Source organism: Lysinibacillus agricola, from assembly GCF_016638705.1.
GTDB classification, from domain to species: Bacteria; Bacillota; Bacilli; order Bacillales_A; family Planococcaceae; genus Lysinibacillus; species Lysinibacillus agricola.
In genome coordinates this window covers 201,737-222,740 of the sequence record NZ_CP067341.1, presented here as the reverse complement: position 1 = coordinate 222,740, position 21,004 = coordinate 201,737, and the positions used below count along the sequence as shown (strand labels likewise).

Sequence of the window (21,004 nt, the reverse complement as noted above, 5' to 3'; positions counted from 1 at the left end):
CTGAGGGCAATCCCTTACGTAAAGGTTTCACCTAGGCCAAAAATCCCTATGATTAACCATCACCCTTATCAAAAACCAATCAGGAGGTTTCCCGTATTATGAAAAACAAAAGAAAATTAGCCTTACTGGCCCTAGTTGCGGTCCCTTCACTAATCTATACTGCACCTACTACGTCAGCATCAGCTGCTGATATTACTGGACATTCGAAAACTGCTTACATATACGATTATACTTATTACTACAACGCTAACGTTTCGAATGTTGTTCGACTTATTTCAAATATTAATGATACAACGTCCTCATTCCAATCAGCTTTAGATGCAGCCAATAAAGCCTACGATGAGTTAACTGAAACGGAGAAACAGTACGTTACGAATTATTCTACGCTGTCAAATCATCGTCTGACGAGAGTTGCGTACCGTAAGCTTGCTGATCAAATTGAAGAGAAATTAGCTTCAGTGGAGTCAACTTCCGTTAATTACTATCAAAACGTTATGGAAACGAAAGATTGGTACAATACGTTAAACGCAGCCCAAAAGTCCTTTGTGAGTCCGGAATCACAAAGAATACTGACATCCTATATCACGCCAAATACATCTATCGATAAAGTGGTCAATAAAATCAAATTATTAAACTCATCCCGCATTACCTTCCATCAGGATGTAGCTGATGCTAGAGCTGAGCTTAATGCACTACGCAGATTTTCATACATCTATTTACCCGTTGGCATAGAGCAGATTTTATTAGATGCGGAACAGCTTGTAGCAAAGGATAAGGCAGCAGCTAAGGAAGTAGAAAATGCCATCGCAGCTTTATCGCCTAAAACGTCTACTGCTAAAGATGTACAGGCAGCGAAAACAGCTTTCGAGGCTTTAACACCTGTGCAGCAGCAGCTTGTACCAAATGTCTGGACTTTAGTAGACTTTGTGAATGGAAAATATGATTCACCGAATAAAGGTAAGGGGACAAAAAAGCCAATTTTATCGGATACAGCAGCCGTACCAGGTAAAACTACAGCTATGACTAAAAACAAAAATACCTATACAGCAAAAATAAACGTTGCCGACACGGAAAATAGTGCAGATCGCTTCGTTTTAACAACAAAATCCAATATGACTGTTATTATTCCACCACTAGGAACTCTTCTTAATGAGGATACTGGTGTTATGGAAATTAGCATTACAAAAAAATCGAATCGTATCACATTCCAGGCAACATTAAATAACAAACCAGTTGAATTTGAGGCGAATATGGAGATCATTATCAATAATTTGTCACCGAATGCCTCCATCGTTCGTACCAATACCTTTGGCAAACCAGTACCAGCTGATTATACAGTAGAAGGAAATCGTCATTTCATTCAAACAAGTTCCTCTGCTTCATTCCTAATCCAAGAGTGATTTCCAAGTAAAGAAAAATAGCATGACCCTCTGCCAATATTAGCAGAGGGTTTTAAGTTTTTTTGCTACTCTATCGCTTTTTCAAAGCAGATTCCCTCTTATGTTAAAAATTCTATAGGCACCTGTAACGAAAACCCACTTTCATTAATACATCATAATAAGGACCTTTTCATATCATTACATCAAAAACTTTGCCCGCTTATGCTAAACAACTCCGCTTTTTTCAACATTTCTTTGTCTAACAAAATGCGCCGTTATTCCCTTCATTAGTACGCTCTCTTATCGCGTTATTTCATAAAATTTTCAGAAAACCATTGACAATTGTCATAAAACAGGCATATTCTTTAATAAAGTTTCCTAAAAGAAACAATATGAGGTTCGGGAAAAATTATTAAGGGAAGGAATAAAAAATGGCTATGTCAAAAATGTTAAAACCACTATCTGAATGTTCATTTGGAGATTGCTTTTTAATAAAAGAAATAAATATTGAGGGTCCTTTAAGAAGAAGATTATTAGATTTAGGCTTTGTGAAAGAAGCAGAAATTACTGTTCTTCGTAAAAGCCCTTTAGGAGACCCTGTCGCTTATCGTGTAAGCAATACGACGATTGCGTTACGGAATGATGAAAGCTCAATGATTTTGGGCGAAGTTGTTAGGGGGAATACAAAGTGAGAGTAAATAGAATTGCTTTAGCAGGGAACCCAAATACCGGTAAAAGCACATTATTTAATACATTAACGGGATTGAAGCAACATACTGGGAACTGGCCAGGGAAAACGGTTGTTCATGCAGAAGGATCTTTTGAACACAAAGGAGACCAATATGTACTCGTGGATTTACCCGGGACCTATTCTCTATTTTCCAATTCGGCAGATGAAGAAGTTGCAAGAGACCATATTGTTTTTGACCAACCGGATGCAACGATTGTTGTGCTTGATGCAACATCATTAGAGAGAAATTTAAATCTTGCACTTCAAGTATTAGAAATGACTGATAATGTCATCATTTGTATTAATTTAATTGATGAAGCTGAGAAAAAGGGTATCCGAATTGATGAAAAGAAATTAGCTCGTGAGCTAGGAGTCCCCGTCGTAAAAATATCAGCGAGAAATAAAAAAGGTATTGATCAAATGTTGGATACATTAGGTCAACTAGTGAATGGGCAAATTGTTACGGCTCCATATCGCATGACATATTCGAAAGAAATAGAGGAAGCCATTACAAAGATAGAATCGAAATTAGAAGGTTATTTTGATGAAAAATATCCATCGAGATGGATTGCCCTTCGCTTACTTGACGGTGATGAGGAATTGATCTTAAAACTGCAAAATCATAAGAATAATAAACAGCACGAGGTGAGAACGAATGGAGTCCCAGTCAGTGTTAAATCATAATTCACTTAAGGGGATTTTAGCTGAAGTGAACGAGGTTTCGAATGAGGATATTCGAGATGAAATCGTTAGTGATATTTATACTAAAAGCAAATCTTTATGTAAAAAAGTAGTATCGCAGCAACCTGCAATGTACAGATCTGATAAATTAGATGAAATTTTCACATCCCGCATTTGGGGATTCCCTATTATGCTTATCTTGCTTGGGACCGTCTTTTACATTACTATCGCTGGCGCAAACGTACCATCTGATATGTTAGCAAACTTATTTGGCTATCTAGAAGGGAAGCTAACCATTCTTTTTGAAGCAATGCACGCACCAGAATGGCTACACGGTGTTTTAATTCTCGGGCTATTCAGAGGTACCGGTTGGGTTATTAGTGTTATGCTACCACCAATGGCTATATTCTTCCCTATGTTCGCTCTATTAGAAAACTACGGTTATTTACCACGTGTAGCATTTAATATGGACCGTTTATTCAAACGAGCTGGTGGACACGGAAAACAATCATTAACAATGGCAATGGGTTTTGGCTGTAATGCTGCTGCTATCATGTCAACGAGAATTATAGAATCTCCTCGTGAACGAATGTTAGCCATTTTAACGAATAATTTTGTTCCTTGTAATGGGAGATGGCCAACACTTATTTTATTAGCATCCTTATTTATGGTAACTGGCTTTTCAGGTGCAACAAGTACACTTGTAACGTCGGGCATTTTAATAGGATTTGTTATGTTAGGCGTCGTTGTGACATTATCCGTTTCTTGGGTTCTTTCTAAAACAGCTTTAAAGGGTGTACCAACACATTACACATTGGAGCTTCCGCCATTCCGAAGACCAAAGTTTTGGGATACAATTTTAAGAGCAAGTATTGATAAAGCATGGAATGTATTAAAAAGAGCGGTTATCGTTGCAGCACCTGCCTCTATTTTGACTTGGGTATTCGCCAATATTTACATTGGTGATACGAGTATTCTCATGCATTTTGTTAACTTTTTAGAGCCATTTGGTCAGGCTCTTGGTATGGACGGCTTTATTATGGCTGCATTTATTCTTGGGTTACCGGCTAATGAAATTGTTATCCCTATCCTGATTATGGCGTATTTATCCCAAGGAGCTATGCTAGAAATTGAGGATTTATCGAAGCTAAAGCAAGTGTTTATCGACCAAGGCTGGACGTGGCTGACAGCTTTAAATATGATGTTATTCTCGCTCCTACACTTCCCTTGTGGAACGACTTTAGTCAATATTTATAAAGAAACAAAAAGTCCAAAATGGACATTTATGTCATTTTTAATTCCAACTGTTATTGCCATTGGTGTAACATGGCTAACAGCGACAGTTGCTCGCGCGTTTGGTTGGGTTTGATGATGAAAAGGGTGGTCTTAAAAGGCCCCCTTTTTTTAATTTCTATCTAAAGAATGCTATTAATCTTGCATAAAAGGTCTACCATTTGTTATTCCCATCATAAACACCTTAAAATGATTCACTCAATTTAAGGTGTTTGAGTTAGAGATCTATCCTCTACAATCGATTAAGATCTCTTAATATTTCCCTAGGATTAATTCCAAATCTCTCCTTAAAAATCTCCGCAAAATAGCTAGGATTAGAATATCCCACTGCATTCGCAATGTCAGTTACATTCATAGTTCCCTCTTGTAATAAAAAAAATGCTTTTTCTAGCCTTTTTTCTCGTAAATATCCAAACACTGTTGTTCCGAACATCTCTTTAAATCCCTTTTTTAATTTGTAATCGTTTAAACCAATTAAACGCGATAACTCAATTAGTGTTGGAGGATTGGACATATGCTCCATGATAATTGATTGGGCTTGCTGTATTTTTGTTCTATCACTTTTTGAAAACATAACAGGGCTAAGAGAATTAACAAATAGATGAGATCGAAATGTCATAGATAATAGCTGTAATGCTCGACATTCTAGCTCTAAATTGGTCATTTTCTTACTTGCTATAGCATCTAACATTTGCCGAACAATAATTAGGGAAGATGCGTTAATTCTCTCTTGAAATAGTCTATATCGTTTTCCATCAAGAATTTTAGAGAAACTTAGGGATTCCTTACTAGTTTCACCAATTTCACTCATAAAATGATTGAAGGTTGAAATTGGAATACCAATCCCCACCATTTGATAGGATTGATTTTTATGAAACATAAAATTTGCCCCCACTTGCTCTATAAATTGAAGCGAGCATGTTCCTGAAGAAATTTCATATTCTGAACCTGAGATGTAAACGCCTCTATTACCTTGTAAACAGAAACTAAGTTCAACCATAGGCTGCTTTGTTACTACTTGCATTTGGTACTCTCGATAAAATGAGTAATCAGATATAATCACTTCTAAATCTGGCCGAGGAATAAAACGCTGTATAGCTCCTTCCTGCGCATTCGGTTGGAATGCAAACGGACATTCTTGTATTTTTGATATTTCCAATGCATGAAAAAATTCACTAAAGTTCTCATGGAAATTAGTATTCAACATGTTCGTCACCATCCTTCGATTTTAATTGAGAACGATTATCAACAATAACCAAAGTATAGCAAACGAACAGCGATTAAGCTATTTCTTCTTTAGTAGTAAGTACCATTGATAGTAGTAAACATAAAAAGAAAATAGTAGCTCCAAAACCATAAGCAGTAGCATATCCCCCACCATATTCTATAAGCCATCCTGCGAGTCCAGGCCCAATCATTTGACCGATAGCGTAAAAGATAGAAATAAAGCCGATTGCTGATGCCACATATTTTGGCGATACCCCTTGGCTTGCCTTCATTTGAATGAGCACAAGGACACCTCCAAGAGACGAACCCCATATAATAGCAGACACGATAAATCCAATTACATTAGGAAATAACATCGGAAAAACATCTCCAATAATTGATAAAAGCAACGCTGCCATTAATGCTTTTTTTACGCCTATCTTATCCGCTAGCATTCCCCATAATGGCGCACCGCCAATTGAAACGATCCCTGCAACAGCATAAATAGAGCCCGCCACTGCATTCGAAATCCCGATGTCCTTCATATAGCTTGTTTGATATAAATTCGGAATAAGATAAACGAGTCCAACGGCAAAATAAATTCCAGCTATGAGGTACAGTTCTTTACTTCTCCAGGCTTTAGTTTTTTCTTGTACAGTACCATTTTCTGCTGTTGAGTGTGGTGTCTTTATCACAAAAAATGCAACTAACACGACTATAATTGTGATTACCGCAAATACTAACCATACTCCTCGCCAGCCAAACTCAGGAAAATGCCGAAGCATAAAGGGTACAAGTACTCCAGACAAGAGCATTCCTACTCCCGCACCACTCATTAGCAATCCCATCACTGTCCCCCTTTTCTTTGGGAAAGTGCTAACCGCTATTGATAATAGTGGGGTATAGACAAGAGCACTACCAGCACCAGCCAAAAATAAAGCTATAGCGGCCCACCAAAAGTTCGTTACAAATATAAGACCTCCTAAACCTGCAATAACAAAGCTTCCGCCTACCAACAGCACATTTTTCGCTCCAATACGCAACGTAAGCATCCCAGACAGACCTACTGTAAGTAAATAACCTAAAAAAAGCATCGTACCTAATAAACCTGACTCTGATGTAGTTAATGACAGCCCTTCCTGCATAAAAGGTAATATAATACCGTAAGCCATACGAGCAAATCCCGTAGTTGTAACAATTAATAGCATTCCTGTTATAACAAATGCCCAAAAATTTTTCATTTCCATTCCCCTTTCATTCATTAATGCCTATGACTCAATAAAGAAACTATTTCACTATGTTGATCTAAGATCTCCTTTTCATTTTTTGATAATTTTTTCATTTAGAAATATAGTTATCTTAATTTTTTTAGTCCTACCTCTCTACCAATAGACGGATAATAATGCGGTTTAACGGATTTTATTTTAAACATAAAAAAGACACCTCAATAGATTTTGAGATGTCTTTTCTAGAAAATATTCATTCTATCGGTAATTTTATACAAAGCATCTGGCCTGCTTCTTATTGAAAAATGGAAAGCAGAGCAGGCACTATAAATTTATAACGACTAAGTAGATGCCGAATGGAAAATTAACTTCTGGTGGTAATGATTTCTATTAAGCCTTTCTTCTCATATCTAGACGAATTTGTTTTATTAATCAACACTAGTGATTCAATAAATTAGCTGGACATTATTTGCTTTCAGTCTCTCTATCCACTCTGCAGATGGTTTTTTGTCTGTTACGACAACATCAATGTCACTAATATCAAATAGCTTTAAAAATGCCGCCTTATCGAATTTAGTGTGATCTACTAGTAAGAGGTTTACCTTGGAATTCTTAAGCATAATTTTTTTTAATTCCGCTTCGGGCTCATTAGATTCAGTAATACCATGTTCAAGTGATATCCCCTTGCAGCTAAATACATGAATGTCTGCGTAATATCTACTAACGGTAGCCTCTGCAGCAGGACCAACTAAAGAAAGTGATTTTTTTCGTAACTCCCCCCCTGTTGAAATAATTTGAAAGTGTGAATCGCTAAACTCATTTAATATTTTTATGGAATTAGTAATTAACGTTAAATCTTGTTTATCATATAATGCTTTGACCAATTCTAACGCTGTTGAGCTAGGGTCAACCATTAATTTATCTCCATCTTTAATCAGATGATGTATTTTCGAAACTATTGATTTTTTTAATTCTATATTAAGAGTGGTTCTTGTATTAAAAGGTAAATCCTCTGAGCCGTTCCGGTTTATTACTGCCCCTCCGTAAGTTCTTGATACAATTCCCTTTTTATCTAATTTTTCAAGATCTCTTCGAATGGTTTCTTCTGTAACTGAAAACTTTTGACTTAATTCAGAGACATAAACTTTCTTTTCAATTTGGACTAAATCTACTATTTTTTGCAATCGTTCTTTTGGTAACATAATAAATCCCCATCTTCCTTTTATTTCATTCCCCTTCAAGTCAGGTCAGTAACCCTATTTCCAATCAAGAGCGTAGGAAAAAATGAGCATCACTCCTACCCAAATCCCCATTTTTGATAAGTTGATATTATATTACCCCGTTTGAAAACTGAACAGGCACATCTTCTTACCATCATTGTACAATATTTCACCATTTTTCCAATGGTTCGAACTGCAGGCAAGGCAAAGCTCAAATAAACGCGCGTGGTAATTTTTCGCTTTGTATAACATTGTACTTGGGCAAGGAAACAATTACAAAAATTAGTAAGCGGTAATATCAATTAGAAAAAGGAAGAGGACAAAGCGAAAACTCCTTATCGTGTTTTTACCCAGGTAACAATAACGATACGTGAATTTCCGCTTTTTTTATAGTGTGTTCTGTTAAATTATTGAATGTTATCTTTATTTTGCTCATCACCATAACGTGGGGTTGATTTCCGTTCCGACTGACGCTTTCCTAGAGTCGCCCAGCCTCCACTTCAATCAACTTATGGCATACGTTTTAACAAATGTCATCCTCAACTATTGATGAAGAGCCCTTTATTCCGGAGATGTTTTTTGTAGCGAAAGTGTATCTTTATAGTTAACACGGTTGTAGCTCTTTTTCAGTGAGCAGAGGGGCGCAAGGAACGCTGGCTAAGACGCCATGTGACTTTATCGAAATGAACTAAGATCAATTCAAAACCCGGACGTCATGATTGATTCACCTCAAATTACAGTGATAGACCTTCTAATTTTGGTTCGTATACTTTTAGGGATACAGATCTTTTAATGACCTGTCTTATTTCTGAAAGAGTTGAGACCTCTCCTAAAGCAAATAATTGAATCATAACATTTCCTAGAACGCTAGATTCAACAGGACCAGCTACCACTTTCTTGTTTGTTACATTGGCAGTCATTTGGCATAATAATTCGTCTTGAATACCGCCTCCGACCATATGAATCTGCTTTATCTTTTTACCAGTAATACTCTCAATGTTAAGTAATTGATTTTCAAATTCTTGTGTTAACCCGTTATAGATAGCAATTGCCCATTCACCTAGATTATCAGGTTTTCCCTGTCCTGTAGCAATGCAATAGGAATTGATAGCTTCCATAACATTATCCGGTGATAAGAATAAAGAATGATTGGGATTAATTGAAAAACTTTTATGCGATAACTTAGCAGCGTTAATAATATCAGCAAAATCTATTTTTCTTGTAAATATTTCATTATAATGCTTTTTTAATTGTTGCAATAAAAACATGCCATTAATATTTTTAAGAAATCTAATCGTATTAAATACTCCACCTTCATTGCTAAAAGAATCTTTAAAAGATATTTCATTAACAACAGGATTTTGGATTTCAAGTCCCAATAAAGACCAAGATCCACAAATTAAATATGCACTATCTTCATGTTCTAAAGGTATTCCAGCAACAGCACTGGCAGTATCATGACTTCCTACTGAAATAACTGGAACTGAATTACTTATACCAATTTTTCTCATGTGTTTTTCATGTAACATTCCGTAAATTTCGCCTGGGAAAATGATTTCCTGAAAAAGATGTTTAGGAAATCCTAATCGCTCAATAATGTCAAAATCCCATTGTTTACTATTTACATTCAATAGTTGACTAGTTGAAGCAATTGTATATTCGGTCTTGTTATTTCCTGTTAAGAAGTGATTAAATAAATCTGGTATGAATAATAAATATTCAGCCTTTTGATTCAACTTTGGGTTATTTTTAAATTCAGCAAATAATTGATAAACCGTATTAAAAGGTAAAAATTGTATACCTGTTTTAGAATAGAATTCTTCAAAATGAATTGGCATTTTTGAGGAGATACCTTCTGTCCTATCATCCCGATAATGGAATGGCCAGTGAACAGGCTTTTCTTCTTTATCTAAAAGACAATAATCAACTCCCCAAGTATCAATTCCGATACTATCAAATTCCGCTACATCCTTTGAAGCAGCTTCTAACCCATTTAATATGTGTTTATACAAAAGTTCAAGATTCCAATGTAAATGATTATTTATAGTAACTGGTTCATTGTTAAAACGGTAAACTTCTTCTAATACGACTTTTTCTCCATTATAAACCCCCGCAATTAATCTTCCGCTTGATGCCCCAAAATCAAAGGCCAGGCATTTTTTGTATTTAGTCATAATAATCTCACCATCCCTATTTTATTTTACTCCACACCTCACCTCAAAACAACATAAACCAACATAAATAAAGAAAAATATTTTTGTTTATGTTGACAAAGAAGAATTAAAGAAATAGAATCAAGCTAAGATTTAGAAATTAGTAAGGAGAGAACTTTAATGAATAATTCAGAACAATTTTTAAAAGAACAAATATGTGACATAGGTAAGAGAATGTATATGAAAGATATGGGAGCTGCAAATGATGGAAACATTTCTATTAAAATTTCAGAAAATTCTTTCTTATGTACCCCGACAGGAGTATCAAAAGGGTTTATGACCCCAGATATGATATGCAAGATTAATAGTCAAGGAGAGGTAATTGAGGAAAATCTACTAAACACAAAACCATCTTCAGAAATAAAGATGCATTTACGTGTTTATCAGGAACGTCCCGATGTAACAGCAGTTGTGCATGCTCACCCCTTGTATGCTACTGCTTTCGCTATTTGTGGTATTCCGCTTAATAAGCAAATAATGCCAGAATCAACCATTTTCTTAGGAGAAGTACCTATAGCAGAATATGGGACGCCCTCCACAGAAGAGTTGCCTAATTCAATAGTTCCTTACCTTCAAAATCATGATGCGATTTTATTAGCCAATCATGGTGCGCTAACTTGTGGTATTGACTTAATGAGCGCTTATTTCAAAATGGAGTCCATGGAATTTTATGCGAAGCTTCTTTATCTAACTTCAGTAATTGGAGAACCGAAAGAGTTAACAAACGAACAAGTTACAACATTAGTTCATTTACGTGAGAAAAAATTCAAAGTTCCTGGCCGTTTTCCTGATCTAGGGATACACGATTAACAAGTTTGTTATTCTAAAAAATAAATTTTGTGGGGAGATGTGAAGATAATGAAAAAATATCAAATGTACATTGATGGGCGATTTGTTAGTTCTAGCTCAGGTGAGCAAACACAAGTCATTAATCCAGCAACGGAGGAAATTATTTCAGAGGTTCCTAAAGGGACTGTGGAGGACGTACAGCTGGCAATTGATGCTGCGGAGAAAGCGCAAAAGGCTTGGGCAAAACTCCCATCTATTGAGAGAGGAAAATATTTGCAAGCAATTTCCAAAGAAATACGTGAGAATATTCAAGTCTTAGCACGCACAATATCAGAGGAAATGGGGAAAACTCTTTCTCTTGCTGAAACAGAAGTTAACTTTACTGCCGACTATATAGATTATATGGCAGGTTGGGCAAGACGCTATGAAGGAGAAATTGTACAAAGTGATCGACCAAATGAGCAAATCTTTATTCATAAAGCACCGATTGGCGTTATAGCTGGTATTTTACCATGGAATTTCCCATTTTTCTTAATTGCACGTAAAGCAGCACCAGCTTTAATCACAGGTAATACGATTGTTCTAAAACCAAGTGATTTATCCCCTAATAATGCGTTAGAGTTTGCAAAAATCATTGATAAGGTGGGCTTGCCAAAAGGGGTTATCAATATAGTAACTGGTAGTGGAAAGATCCTTGGACAAGAGTTAGCTGGAAATTCTAAGATAGGAATGATCAGTTTAACAGGTAGCTACAATGCTGGTGCCGCTGTTATGCGTACAGCGGCAGAAAACATTACAAAAGTATCTTTAGAATTAGGAGGAAAAGCACCTGCTATTGTTATGGATGATGCGGATATAGATTTGGCAGTACGTTCGATTGTCGATTCTCGTGTCATTAATACAGGACAAGTATGTAACTGTACAGAGCGTGTTTATGTTCATAAAAACATTGCAGATGATTTTATTAAAAAAATAACAAAGGCAATGTCCGAGGTAACATATGGAGATCCATTAATTAATAAAGAGATTGATATGGGACCTCTTTCTAGTGAAGAGGCACTTGAATCGGTAGAGGACATGGTACAGGAAGCAGTTGCTAATGGGGCTACGATCTTAACAGGTGGTAAGCGCTCTTCACAAGAAAAGGGTTATTTTTATGAACCAACCGTACTTGTAAATGTAAATAACGAAATGGAAATTATGCGCCAAGAAATTTTCGGTCCTGTACTTCCGATCGCTACTTTCAATGACTTAGATGAAGCACTTGAATTAGCTAATGATTGTCAGTATGGCCTAACATCCTCTATTTTCACACAAAATCTAGATGTGACAATGCGTGCAAGTAAAGAATTAGAGTTTGGGGAAACGTATGTTAATCGTGAAAACTTTGAAGCTATACAAGGTTTCCATGCAGGATGGAAAAAGTCAGGTATCGGTGGTGCCGATGGACGACATGGCCTAGAAGAATATTTGCAAACCCATGTTGTCTATCTTCAAAGTAATCTTTAAATATAACAGTAGATATTCAATTTTCAGAAAATGCAGATAACAACAAAGGAGGATAATCATGTCAAATGTAGCTAGTAAAATGAAAGCGGTTGTATGCCATGGTCCCGGTGAATATTTACTTGAATCTGTGGATGTACCTTCTCCAGAAGCAGGTGAAGTCCTGATTAAGGTAGAGGCCTGTGGCATTTGTGCAGGTGATGTAAAAGCTTGGGATGGAGCACCGATGTTTTGGGGCGGAGAGGATGGTCAGCCTAGTTATGTAAAAACTCCAGTCATCCCGGGGCATGAATTTGTAGGAACGGTTGTCGAGGTAGGTACGGGCGTGACAGATTTTTCTGTTGGAGACCGCCTTATTTCAGAACAAATTGTACCTTGTAATACTTGTCGATATTGTAAGCGCGGTCAATACTGGATGTGTGAAAAGCATGATATATACGGCTTTCAGTACAACGTCAACGGCGGAATGGCCGAATATATGAATTTTCCAGTAAATGCTATTAATCATAAAGTTCCTCATGATTTACCTATTGAAAAAGCTATTCTAATTGAACCGTATGCATGTTCTATGCATGCAGTAAATCGAGCTAATATTCAAATAGGAGATTTTGTTGTCATTTCAGGTGCTGGAACGCTTGGACTAGGAATGGTAGCAGCTGCAAAACTACGAAGTCCTGGTACATTAGTAGTTTTAGATATACGAGACGAACGATTGGAACTTGCCAAACAATTTGGGGCAGATATTGTTCTCAACCCTTCAAAGGTCGATGTAGTAGAGGAAATTAAAAATATGACAGAGGGTTATGGCTGTGATGTTTATATAGAAGCAACTGGTGCACCTGCTAGTGTTATTCAGGGCTTACATGCCATCCGGAAGCTTGGGCGCTTTGTGGAGTTTAGTGTATTTTCAAGTCCAGTAACTGTCGATTGGAGTATTATTGGTGATCGTAAAGAGCTTGATATTTTAGGTGCGCACTTAGGACCTTACTGTTATCCAAATGTTATTAATGGAATCGCATCTGGTGCCCTCCCTACTGAGGGGGTAGTTACGCATAAACTCCCTCTAGAAGAGTTTCAGAATGGTTTTGAAATGGTGAAAAGCGGAGCCGGCTCTTTAAAAGTTATTTTAATACCGTAGATAAAAAAGGGTTCCTAATAAACTACTAAATATTTTTTGGATAGGAACCCTCTTAACATATTTCGAAGGGCGATATTGTAGCAGAACATCGGCCGCGAAAGCGAAGCGGCACTTCCCCCTTCTACTGGCGCCAGGATAAAAACGATTGTAGAGTTTTTTAGTGAGCAAACGGTAACTGAATTAAAGAGCGTCACATCTATGGTCACGAAGGCAAATCGATAGGATCAATAGTTAATTCCCCTGCATCGTGTAGGTCTATAACACAATTCAATACCGTGAGGCATGATGTCAAAGCGTAATGATAAAAGGGATTAAGGAGGGAAACATTATGAATAGTAGCTTAACTGCATCTCCATCAAAGAAGCTAGTCTTTGGTTTACCAATAGCATTAATTTGGGGATATATTGCCATTGCTTTCTTTATGACAGGAGACGGAATTGAACAAGCATTTTTATCAAAATATATAGTTGATTTAGGGTTTTCTACTCAGCAAGCCTCATTAGTCTTTACAGTATATGGACTCACTGTTGCCGTAGCATCTTGGTTTTCAGGAGTATTGGCAGAAATAACTGGGCCACGCCGTACGATGATCATTGGTTTTGTACTTTGGATTATTTTCCATATTGGCTTTTTAACATTTGGCCTTGAACAAAAAAACTATGCTATGATGCTGATCATGTATGGGATTCGCGGAGTTGCCTATCCGATGTTTATTTACGCCTTTGTAGTTTGGATTGCATATGCCGCTCCAAAACAAAGATTAGCTTCTGCAATGGGTTGGTTTTGGTGTATGTATTCAGTGGGAGTAGGAGTCTTTGGTACATACCTGCCAAGCTTTTCAATTCCTGCAATCGGATTTATGGGTACATTGTGGTCGGCAATTCTCTTTATTGCCATCGGCGGCTTGATGGCGATGTTTTTAATAAAGGATGACTTCAATAGTTATAAAGAAAATACGACTAATGAAGGGCCACTACGAGAATTACTAAGAGGGATTACTATCGCGAAAAACCCTCAAATCGTTATCGCTTCAGCTGTACGTATTATTAACCAAATCTCACTCTTTGGCTTTGTCGTTATACTACCGATTGTTTTTACAGAACAAATCGGATTTACGATGTCTGAATGGCTACGTATTTGGGGAGCTGTTTATGCAACAACTATTTTCACAAACCTAATGTGGGGCATTCTTGGGGATAAACTGGGATGGGTTAGACAGGTAAGATGGTTTGGTTGTATAGGTATGGCCATCGCTACATTAATGTTTTACTACCTGCCAATATCCTTTGGACCAAATATTTGGGTTGGCTTATTTGTAGCTATATTCTTCGGCTTTGCCATTGCCGCATTCGTACCAATGTCAGCTATTTTCCCAACACTTGAACCTTCTCATAAAGGTGCAGCAGTGTCCATGCACAATTTATCGGCAGGTTTAAGTAACTTTGTTGGCCCAGCAATTGTAACAGCTGTTGTGCCGATTGCTGGTGTGGAAGGTGCTATATGGACACTTACTATATTATATATAGTTGGCTTTATACTGACATTCTTTATGAAAGTCGATCAAAACATCAGCAAATCAGCTACAGATGACAATCAATCAATCGAAATAGCACATTAAAGTTAGATGTATCCCTATTAATGAAAGCGGTAACATCAAATAAAGGAAGTGTAAATATATGAGTATTTTAAATAGATTTAGTCTTAAAGATAAGGTTTCTATTGTGACTGGAGGAGCTATGGGGTTAGGAAAAGCAATGGCCCAAGCTTTAGCACAGGCTGGTTCTCATATCGTCATAGCTGATTTGAATCAAGAGGAAGCCCAAAAAACAGCTGATCAATTCAAGCGTGATGAAGGAATAGACACTCTTGCGATCAAAATGGACGTAACCAATGAACAACAAGTCAATGATATGGTAGCCAAGGTGTTGAACCATTTCGGTAAAGTTGATGTTTTATTTAATAACGCTGGCATCACAATTCATGAAAAAGCCGAAGAGATGTCATTTGAAGATTGGAATAAAGTCATCAATATCAATTTAAACGGAGTTTTTCTAGTATCAAAGGCTGTTGGAAAAGTAATGATTGACCAAAAAAGAGGGTCTATCGTGAACATATCCTCAATGTCTGGCATCATTGCGAATACCCCGCAATGTCAATCTTCCTATAACGCATCAAAAGCAGGCGTGATTATGCTTACGAAGAGTTTAGCAATGGAGTGGGCAAAGCATAATATAAAAGTGAATACAATTGCTCCTGGATACATGAAAACAGAGCTGACAAAGCCGTATTTTGAACAAGGCGGAGATATGATTGATACTTGGATGAGCTTTACCCCTATGGGCAGACCTGGAACACCAGATGAATTAGGTGGCATTGCGTTATATCTAGCTTCAGAGGCTTCTTCTTTTGTTACAGGTGGCGTATTTACTGTGGATGGTGGGTATACAGCATTGTAGTTGTAGGTTATAGGACATATTTATAGGGAATCGATGTCTTTAAAAAATTCGTATGTTGTATTGATGAATTGAAAAAATAACTCCTCCTATAAGATACAGCAATAGCAAATAAGTAAAAAGATCTCGTGCTATTTAATATTTGATGTAAAAGAAGCTAGAGAATTCGACATAAGAATTCTCTAGCTTTGCTTCTTTTTTATGGTTTTGGTGTATATTGAATTTCCACATATTGTTGTGGGGTATGGCCTGTACCATTCGTCTCTTTTTGATAAGCCCAGACAATATTTCCATACTGATCTTTTGTGAATAAGAATACTCTTTGACCCGTTTTAAATACATTTTTAATCCCTGGATCAGTAGATGGATTAGCTACAAGAGGTAAAATTGCACTTCCATCCGCTGCTTTTTTTACTGATCCTTTACCAAATGATAATATTCCGTTATCAGCTGGTTTATTATTTTTAACACTATCTAATATTAATTGTGGATCTAATGTTGTTTTATTCGCAGCAGTAACCGCATAGAAGTATTCTTGGTTTAATTCAAGAAGTGTTAAAATATTTACAGAAACATCCATTGTTGTTGAATTATATTCTGATGGTACGCCGCCAATATTTCCTGTTAAGTTAGCATAACTCATCGTGTTATATGCATCTTTACCTTGATATACATACTTACCGAAGTCAGCTATATCAAACTTATTACCCTTATTATCTGAAATAATGTAGTCACGTGCTTCATCTTTCATCTTAACGGTAAATGTTCTATCTGCTGTGCCTGAGGCAGTTGATTTAATAATTAACTGACTTTCCTCTGTTGTTGCTGTGCCCTGTGTATACTTAACAAATTCATATTGTGAGGTAATATCTTTGTTATCTTCGTCAGTAATTGTTAATAAACTTAGATCTTTAATTGAAGAATCGCCTTTTTCATCACGCATGATGGCTTCACTGAAAGTAATAGTAAATGTACTATCTGGATTACGATATACAATATTACGTTTCTTTTCTTTATCAACTGTCATTTCAAAACGTGGTGGTGTGCCATCGGAATAGAAGTCTTGTTTCATCCAACCATCATTTGATTCATCGTGAATTCCATCTTTGGCTTGATAAACAGTAAAGTTACCATACGTATCCTGTGCACCTAAATAAACAACATATTCGGTATGCGGCGTTAAAGTAACTCCTGTCATATCTAAAGCTCCAGACGCGCCTTTTCCACTTTTTGTGACTGAAGGACTTGCTTTAAGTTTGTCTTCTAATGTTTTTCTTTCTGCTGCCGTGTCAATAGTTAGCTTTGCATCCGGATTATCTGTTCCATCAGCATTTTTCTTTGGTACGAACCAGTAATGAAGCTTTGTTGTCTCATCTGTACTGAAACTTACAGTGGCTTTCGTATCATCATAACCTTTAGTAGTACCAGACTTCACTGCAATCTCGGTAACTAATGGTGCTCTTGAGTCCCCAAATATTTCTTTAGAAGCTATTTTAGAAAGTTCGCCGCCACGGTCTTTTAATATCATATGAACCGAATAGCTTATAAATGGATTTAGTTTATCTTTATCAATAACAATCGGGAATTTCTTTGTATCAACTTCTAAGTCGGCCGGACCAGAGCCAATTTCAATATAAATATCTTTTCCGCCTATTTGGAAGTAGCCTGATTTTAATGATGATTCAGTTGCAAATTCATTGTAGAAATCTCTCTCCGTAATACCTTTATCTTTTAAATATTGCTCAAATGTTTTTGTTTCTCCATTGTCTTCGACTGTATCAGGTAACACCATGTAATAGTACGTCCCTGCTTTATTTGGCTTAAATTCTACTTCAGCTCGTTTATATTTGTCATCTTGGTCTGGTTTCCCAACAACTTTTAAATCTAGAATCTTCGGTTCAACATATTTTTCATGCACGTATTCTGCAAAGTTTCGAACATTTTTACCAGGTTCAACAGTATTGGCATTTTCAAATTCATTGTCTGCTAAATCCTTAACACCAGGTAATATTGTTACACGTAACGTATCTCCATAGACAAAACCTGTTTCAGATGGAATTGTTAATAATACCTTTTTATCGCCTTCTTTATATTCAACAGCAGAAGGTTTAATTTTTTTCTGACCTGTCATATTGACGATAACTGTTCCTGATAAATCATAGTTATTTACATTTCGTGCGCTTTCAGGATCTAATGCTTCATTTAAATAAATGTAAAATTGATTTTCCTTTCCAGCAGCAGGTTCAAGTTTCGTTTTCTCTACAAATGGATGAATATTATCAAGTTCACTTGTTTTAAATTCTTTCATTACAGCTGGATCTACCGAGTTATTACCCGATTCATCTTTCATTACTACATAAAGTTGGTACTCTGTTTCAGCCTCTAATTTTGTTAGAATTTCAGTAATTGCAAGTTTACCCGCAACTGCCTTGCCCTTACCTGTTGGGTTGGCAATAATGTCTGCAGTTGTTGGAGCTGCTGCTGTCGTCTTTTTACGGACATAGTAGTAATAGTCTCCTGGTTCACTCGCTGTAAATTTAAACTCTGCACGCTTTCCACCATGTAGAGGTGTTACTGCAAGTGACTTAACAACTGGCGGTGTTCCATCCTTCATTTGGAATGATTGTGATTTAATATCCGAAACATTCTTCGCTCCATCAACGATCATCACGTAAACAACATATTCTTTTTTCTCACCTAAATCAGTGATTTTAATAGTGTTTTTGTCAATCACTGCTGCGCCTGTTCCATTTGCCACATTGTCAGTAGAAATGCGATTTACCATTTCTTTTTTCGTTGGTGCATCGGCGCCTTTTTCACGAACAATATAGTAGTAAGTCCCAACTTTATCTGAAGTGAAGTCTACCTGAATATCACTACCATTTAAAACTGTTACTTTCGTAATGTCGATTAACGGTTTTGTTTTATCAGCTGGGTCTTGTTTATCAATATCGTCTTTATCGACTGGTTTACCGTCTTCATCTACAATATTGCCGATATTATCTTTATCCTCTAAGAAATCGTCGAAGATATTATTCGGTCCCTCGCCCTTCGGTATAATCACTTTGTCAATATACGTGTAATCTCCAATATCAACCCAACCGTATACATTATCAACATACAGAACACCTACACGACCATCTAGATATAGCTCTAAATCTGTATAGCTATTGTAGTTAATCCAGTCGATGTTGCCATCTCCGTAAATTGTCAGCTTCGTTTCTGTATCAAGATTTAGTGTACCGATATTTCCTTGAATCTCAAATTCACGAACATTCCCGATGATGTCTACACGCGGTAGCTTCATATTTGTTTCGATTTTTGTACCGCTTTGAGATACGACTAGGCGTGATACAGTGCTGTTATAAAATTCAATATGTTTTTCAACATTTTTCATCGTTACTTTATCTTTAGACCAGTTCACAAATGGCTTGTTTTTATCAGGATTCTTGTCGGAATTCTGATCTGTCCAATTTTGAAGATCCGTTGTTGGACCATTATTGGACGAGGACGAGCCTTCATCATTTGGATTATCTGGATTAGACCAGTTGATAAATGCCGTATTGTTACTTGCTATACGGCCTAGCGATAATGGCTTATAGTAGGAAACGCCTAATTGTAAAGGTGGACGCACCGTTTCGTTCACAAGCATTGTGCCAGTCAATGTAACATTTGAAAATTCAATATAGTTACCATTGACAACGATTGTCGCACCGAAGGACTTATGATCACCATCAAACTCTAGAAATCTTGAGCTTGTCCCGCTTGCATTCAATGTTAGCTTCGATACAGAGCGAATGGTTTTGCCTGAAAGATCCCCTTCCATAAGCGCGCCTTTTAATACCGGTGCATTATCTTTGTTAAAAATATGCGAGAGACTGCTTGGTACTGAGTATGGATCACCATTTATATAAACAGTATTGTCTTCAACATTTGTAATTTTGAAAGATGTGGCATTGCCTTTTTTCTCTTGTGAACGCACAATAAAGGACGCAAATTGTCCACGTGTAACCGCATTATGTGGTGAGAAAGTGACAGGCGTTGTCCCTTCCGTAATCTTTAAATCTACTAAACTTTGGATATAGATGGCGTTGCTCGTTTGGCTAGTTACATCTTTAAAACTATTGTTGTAATTAGATGCTACCTCAAATTTAAAGCCAAGCACTAAAATTTTCGCTAATTCCCCACGTGTCATCACTTCATTCGGCATAAATGTTCCGTTTGAATAGCCAGACATGATTCCTGCGTTTTGTAATGCAGCTATATACTTGTAATATTCACTACTTTTTGGAACGTCTTTTAAATATGGATCTTGTACATTCTTCAAATCTAATTTTAAAACAGTTGCCAGCATTTTTGCCGCCTGACCACGTGTTACACTTTGATTTGGTCGAAAAGTTTTGTCTGCATACCCATCAATAGCACCTTGAGTATATAACTTTAAAATATCGTCATAATGACTTGAATATGGGTCAACATCCGTAAATGGTGAAGTAGCCGCTGCTGCCTTTTGTGGTGGTGGCACTACAACAGCAATCCCACTAGTAGCAAAAACAGTTGCTATCAGTGCTTTGTTCACTTTTTGGATTTTTGTTTTATCCATCCCACTCTTCCTTTCACTTATGTATTTTGATACGTACAAATATCATTTTCATCATACCCTTTATATCGACAGGTAGGTAGTGAAGCTTCATAGATAATTCTAAAATAATGGAAGAAAATCGTTAGCAAAATTAGGTAATAACATAAAAAGTTCATTATCAAAAGTTAGAGATGGCATTTGTTTAACCGTATGCTATGAATCTTCGTTCCGACTGGGCGACTCCTTGGGGATTAGCGATAGAGGAACGGAAATCAACTCCACGTTATTGTGATGAATTCATTTTATAGGAATGTTTTGAAGATTTATCGGAACAAAATCTCATTTTATCGGAACAATTTTAGCTTTTATCGGAATATTTTCCCGTTTTATCGGAACAATTTCAATTTTTGATGCCCCCTTAATCCAACATAAAAAAGCCAAGGAGCATCGGTGCTCACTTGGCTTTAACGATATATAGGCATACATCTAATCATACTTGCGATGTCATAAGGGAAAGGGGGATAACCTTACATCTTGTCAAGTCGATCAAGAGATGTGTCCCGAGTTTACGTATCATTTGAACAAGGT

General features: G+C 36.7%; 14 protein-coding genes. 9 read left to right on the top strand and 5 right to left on the bottom strand.

Features of this window, described 5'->3' with window-relative positions:
* Positions 1-98 precede the first annotated feature (98 nt).
* From FJQ98_RS01055 to FJQ98_RS01040, 4 genes are all read left to right on the top strand, one after another.
* Positions 99-1,400, top strand: a complete 1,302-nt coding sequence (locus FJQ98_RS01055; RefSeq protein ID WP_053592616.1) for a hypothetical protein — start codon at positions 99-101, stop codon at positions 1,398-1,400.
* 410 nt (positions 1,401-1,810) lie between these two features.
* On the top strand, positions 1,811-2,071 hold the full coding sequence (locus tag FJQ98_RS01050; RefSeq protein ID WP_053592617.1) for a FeoA family protein: 261 nt from the start codon (positions 1,811-1,813) through the stop codon (positions 2,069-2,071).
* Positions 2,068-2,793: a FeoB small GTPase domain-containing protein gene (locus FJQ98_RS01045; protein ID WP_053592618.1), complete on the top strand. Its 726-nt coding sequence runs from the start codon at positions 2,068-2,070 to the stop codon at positions 2,791-2,793. Before FJQ98_RS01050 ends, FJQ98_RS01045 begins: the two co-directional genes overlap by 4 nt.
* A complete protein-coding gene (locus tag FJQ98_RS01040; protein WP_053592619.1) occupies positions 2,765-4,159 on the top strand; it encodes a nucleoside recognition domain-containing protein in 1,395 nt (464 codons plus the stop codon). The genes FJQ98_RS01045 and FJQ98_RS01040 overlap by 29 nt, the downstream gene beginning before the upstream one ends.
* Positions 4,160-4,315: 156 nt before the next feature.
* On the opposite strand, the gene FJQ98_RS01035 is transcribed toward FJQ98_RS01040, so the two are convergent.
* The 4 genes from FJQ98_RS01035 to FJQ98_RS01020 all read right to left on the bottom strand — a co-directional run bounded on the left by FJQ98_RS01035 (position 4,316) and on the right by FJQ98_RS01020 (position 9,909).
* Positions 4,316-5,290, bottom strand: a complete 975-nt coding sequence (locus tag FJQ98_RS01035) for a helix-turn-helix transcriptional regulator (protein WP_053592620.1) — start codon at positions 5,288-5,290, stop codon at positions 4,316-4,318.
* Between the two features lie 73 nt (positions 5,291-5,363).
* Positions 5,364-6,536, bottom strand: coding sequence for an MFS transporter (locus tag FJQ98_RS01030; RefSeq protein ID WP_343069236.1), 1,173 nt, complete (start codon positions 6,534-6,536; stop codon positions 5,364-5,366).
* A gap of 425 nt (positions 6,537-6,961) precedes the next feature.
* Positions 6,962-7,717, bottom strand: coding sequence for a DeoR/GlpR family DNA-binding transcription regulator (locus FJQ98_RS01025; RefSeq protein WP_053592622.1), 756 nt, complete (start codon positions 7,715-7,717; stop codon positions 6,962-6,964).
* A gap of 752 nt (positions 7,718-8,469) precedes the next feature.
* The gene (locus FJQ98_RS01020) at positions 8,470-9,909 is read right to left on the bottom strand and encodes a rhamnulokinase (RefSeq protein WP_053592623.1); all 1,440 of its coding nucleotides are present in this window, start codon (positions 9,907-9,909) and stop codon (positions 8,470-8,472) included.
* A 159-nt stretch (positions 9,910-10,068) separates the two neighbouring features.
* On the opposite strand from FJQ98_RS01020, the gene FJQ98_RS01015 reads away from it, so the two are divergent.
* From FJQ98_RS01015 to FJQ98_RS00995, 5 genes are all read left to right on the top strand, one after another.
* The gene (locus FJQ98_RS01015; RefSeq protein WP_053592624.1) at positions 10,069-10,758 is read left to right on the top strand and encodes a class II aldolase/adducin family protein; all 690 of its coding nucleotides are present in this window, start codon (positions 10,069-10,071) and stop codon (positions 10,756-10,758) included.
* A gap of 48 nt (positions 10,759-10,806) precedes the next feature.
* Positions 10,807-12,246, top strand: coding sequence for an aldehyde dehydrogenase (gene aldA, locus FJQ98_RS01010; protein WP_053592625.1), 1,440 nt, complete (start codon positions 10,807-10,809; stop codon positions 12,244-12,246).
* 58 nt (positions 12,247-12,304) lie between these two features.
* A complete protein-coding gene (locus FJQ98_RS01005) occupies positions 12,305-13,381 on the top strand; it encodes an alcohol dehydrogenase catalytic domain-containing protein (protein ID WP_053592626.1) in 1,077 nt (358 codons plus the stop codon).
* A gap of 328 nt (positions 13,382-13,709) precedes the next feature.
* Positions 13,710-14,999: an MFS transporter gene (locus tag FJQ98_RS01000; protein WP_053592627.1), complete on the top strand. Its 1,290-nt coding sequence runs from the start codon at positions 13,710-13,712 to the stop codon at positions 14,997-14,999.
* 58 nt (positions 15,000-15,057) lie between these two features.
* Complete coding sequence (locus FJQ98_RS00995) at positions 15,058-15,837, top strand: SDR family NAD(P)-dependent oxidoreductase (protein ID WP_053592628.1); 780 nt, start codon at positions 15,058-15,060, stop codon at positions 15,835-15,837.
* 196 nt (positions 15,838-16,033) lie between these two features.
* Here FJQ98_RS00995 and FJQ98_RS00990 read toward each other — a convergent pair whose 3' ends face one another.
* Complete coding sequence (locus FJQ98_RS00990; protein ID WP_053592629.1) at positions 16,034-20,437, bottom strand: S-layer homology domain-containing protein; 4,404 nt, start codon at positions 20,435-20,437, stop codon at positions 16,034-16,036.
* Positions 20,438-21,004 lie beyond the last annotated feature (567 nt).

What these genes read in the sequence shown, in the direction of transcription:
- FJQ98_RS01055 (WP_053592616.1), top strand. Translation starts at nt 99, where the DNA reads ATGAAAAACAAAAGAAAATTAGCCTTACTGGCCCTAGTTGCGGTCCCT.
- FJQ98_RS01050 (WP_053592617.1), top strand. Translation starts at nt 1,811, where the DNA reads ATGGCTATGTCAAAAATGTTAAAACCACTATCTGAATGTTCATTTGGA.
- FJQ98_RS01040 (WP_053592619.1), top strand. Translation starts at nt 2,765, where the DNA reads ATGGAGTCCCAGTCAGTGTTAAATCATAATTCACTTAAGGGGATTTTA.
- FJQ98_RS01035 (WP_053592620.1), bottom strand. Translation starts at nt 5,290, where the DNA reads ATGTTGAATACTAATTTCCATGAGAACTTTAGTGAATTTTTTCATGCA.
- FJQ98_RS01030 (WP_343069236.1), bottom strand. Translation starts at nt 6,536, where the DNA reads ATGGAAATGAAAAATTTTTGGGCATTTGTTATAACAGGAATGCTATTA.
- FJQ98_RS01025 (WP_053592622.1), bottom strand. Translation starts at nt 7,717, where the DNA reads ATGTTACCAAAAGAACGATTGCAAAAAATAGTAGATTTAGTCCAAATT.
- FJQ98_RS01020 (WP_053592623.1), bottom strand. Translation starts at nt 9,909, where the DNA reads ATGACTAAATACAAAAAATGCCTGGCCTTTGATTTTGGGGCATCAAGC.
- FJQ98_RS01015 (WP_053592624.1), top strand. Translation starts at nt 10,069, where the DNA reads ATGAATAATTCAGAACAATTTTTAAAAGAACAAATATGTGACATAGGT.
- aldA (WP_053592625.1), top strand. Translation starts at nt 10,807, where the DNA reads ATGAAAAAATATCAAATGTACATTGATGGGCGATTTGTTAGTTCTAGC.
- FJQ98_RS01005 (WP_053592626.1), top strand. Translation starts at nt 12,305, where the DNA reads ATGTCAAATGTAGCTAGTAAAATGAAAGCGGTTGTATGCCATGGTCCC.
- FJQ98_RS01000 (WP_053592627.1), top strand. Translation starts at nt 13,710, where the DNA reads ATGAATAGTAGCTTAACTGCATCTCCATCAAAGAAGCTAGTCTTTGGT.
- FJQ98_RS00995 (WP_053592628.1), top strand. Translation starts at nt 15,058, where the DNA reads ATGAGTATTTTAAATAGATTTAGTCTTAAAGATAAGGTTTCTATTGTG.
- FJQ98_RS00990 (WP_053592629.1), bottom strand. Translation starts at nt 20,437, where the DNA reads ATGGATAAAACAAAAATCCAAAAAGTGAACAAAGCACTGATAGCAACT.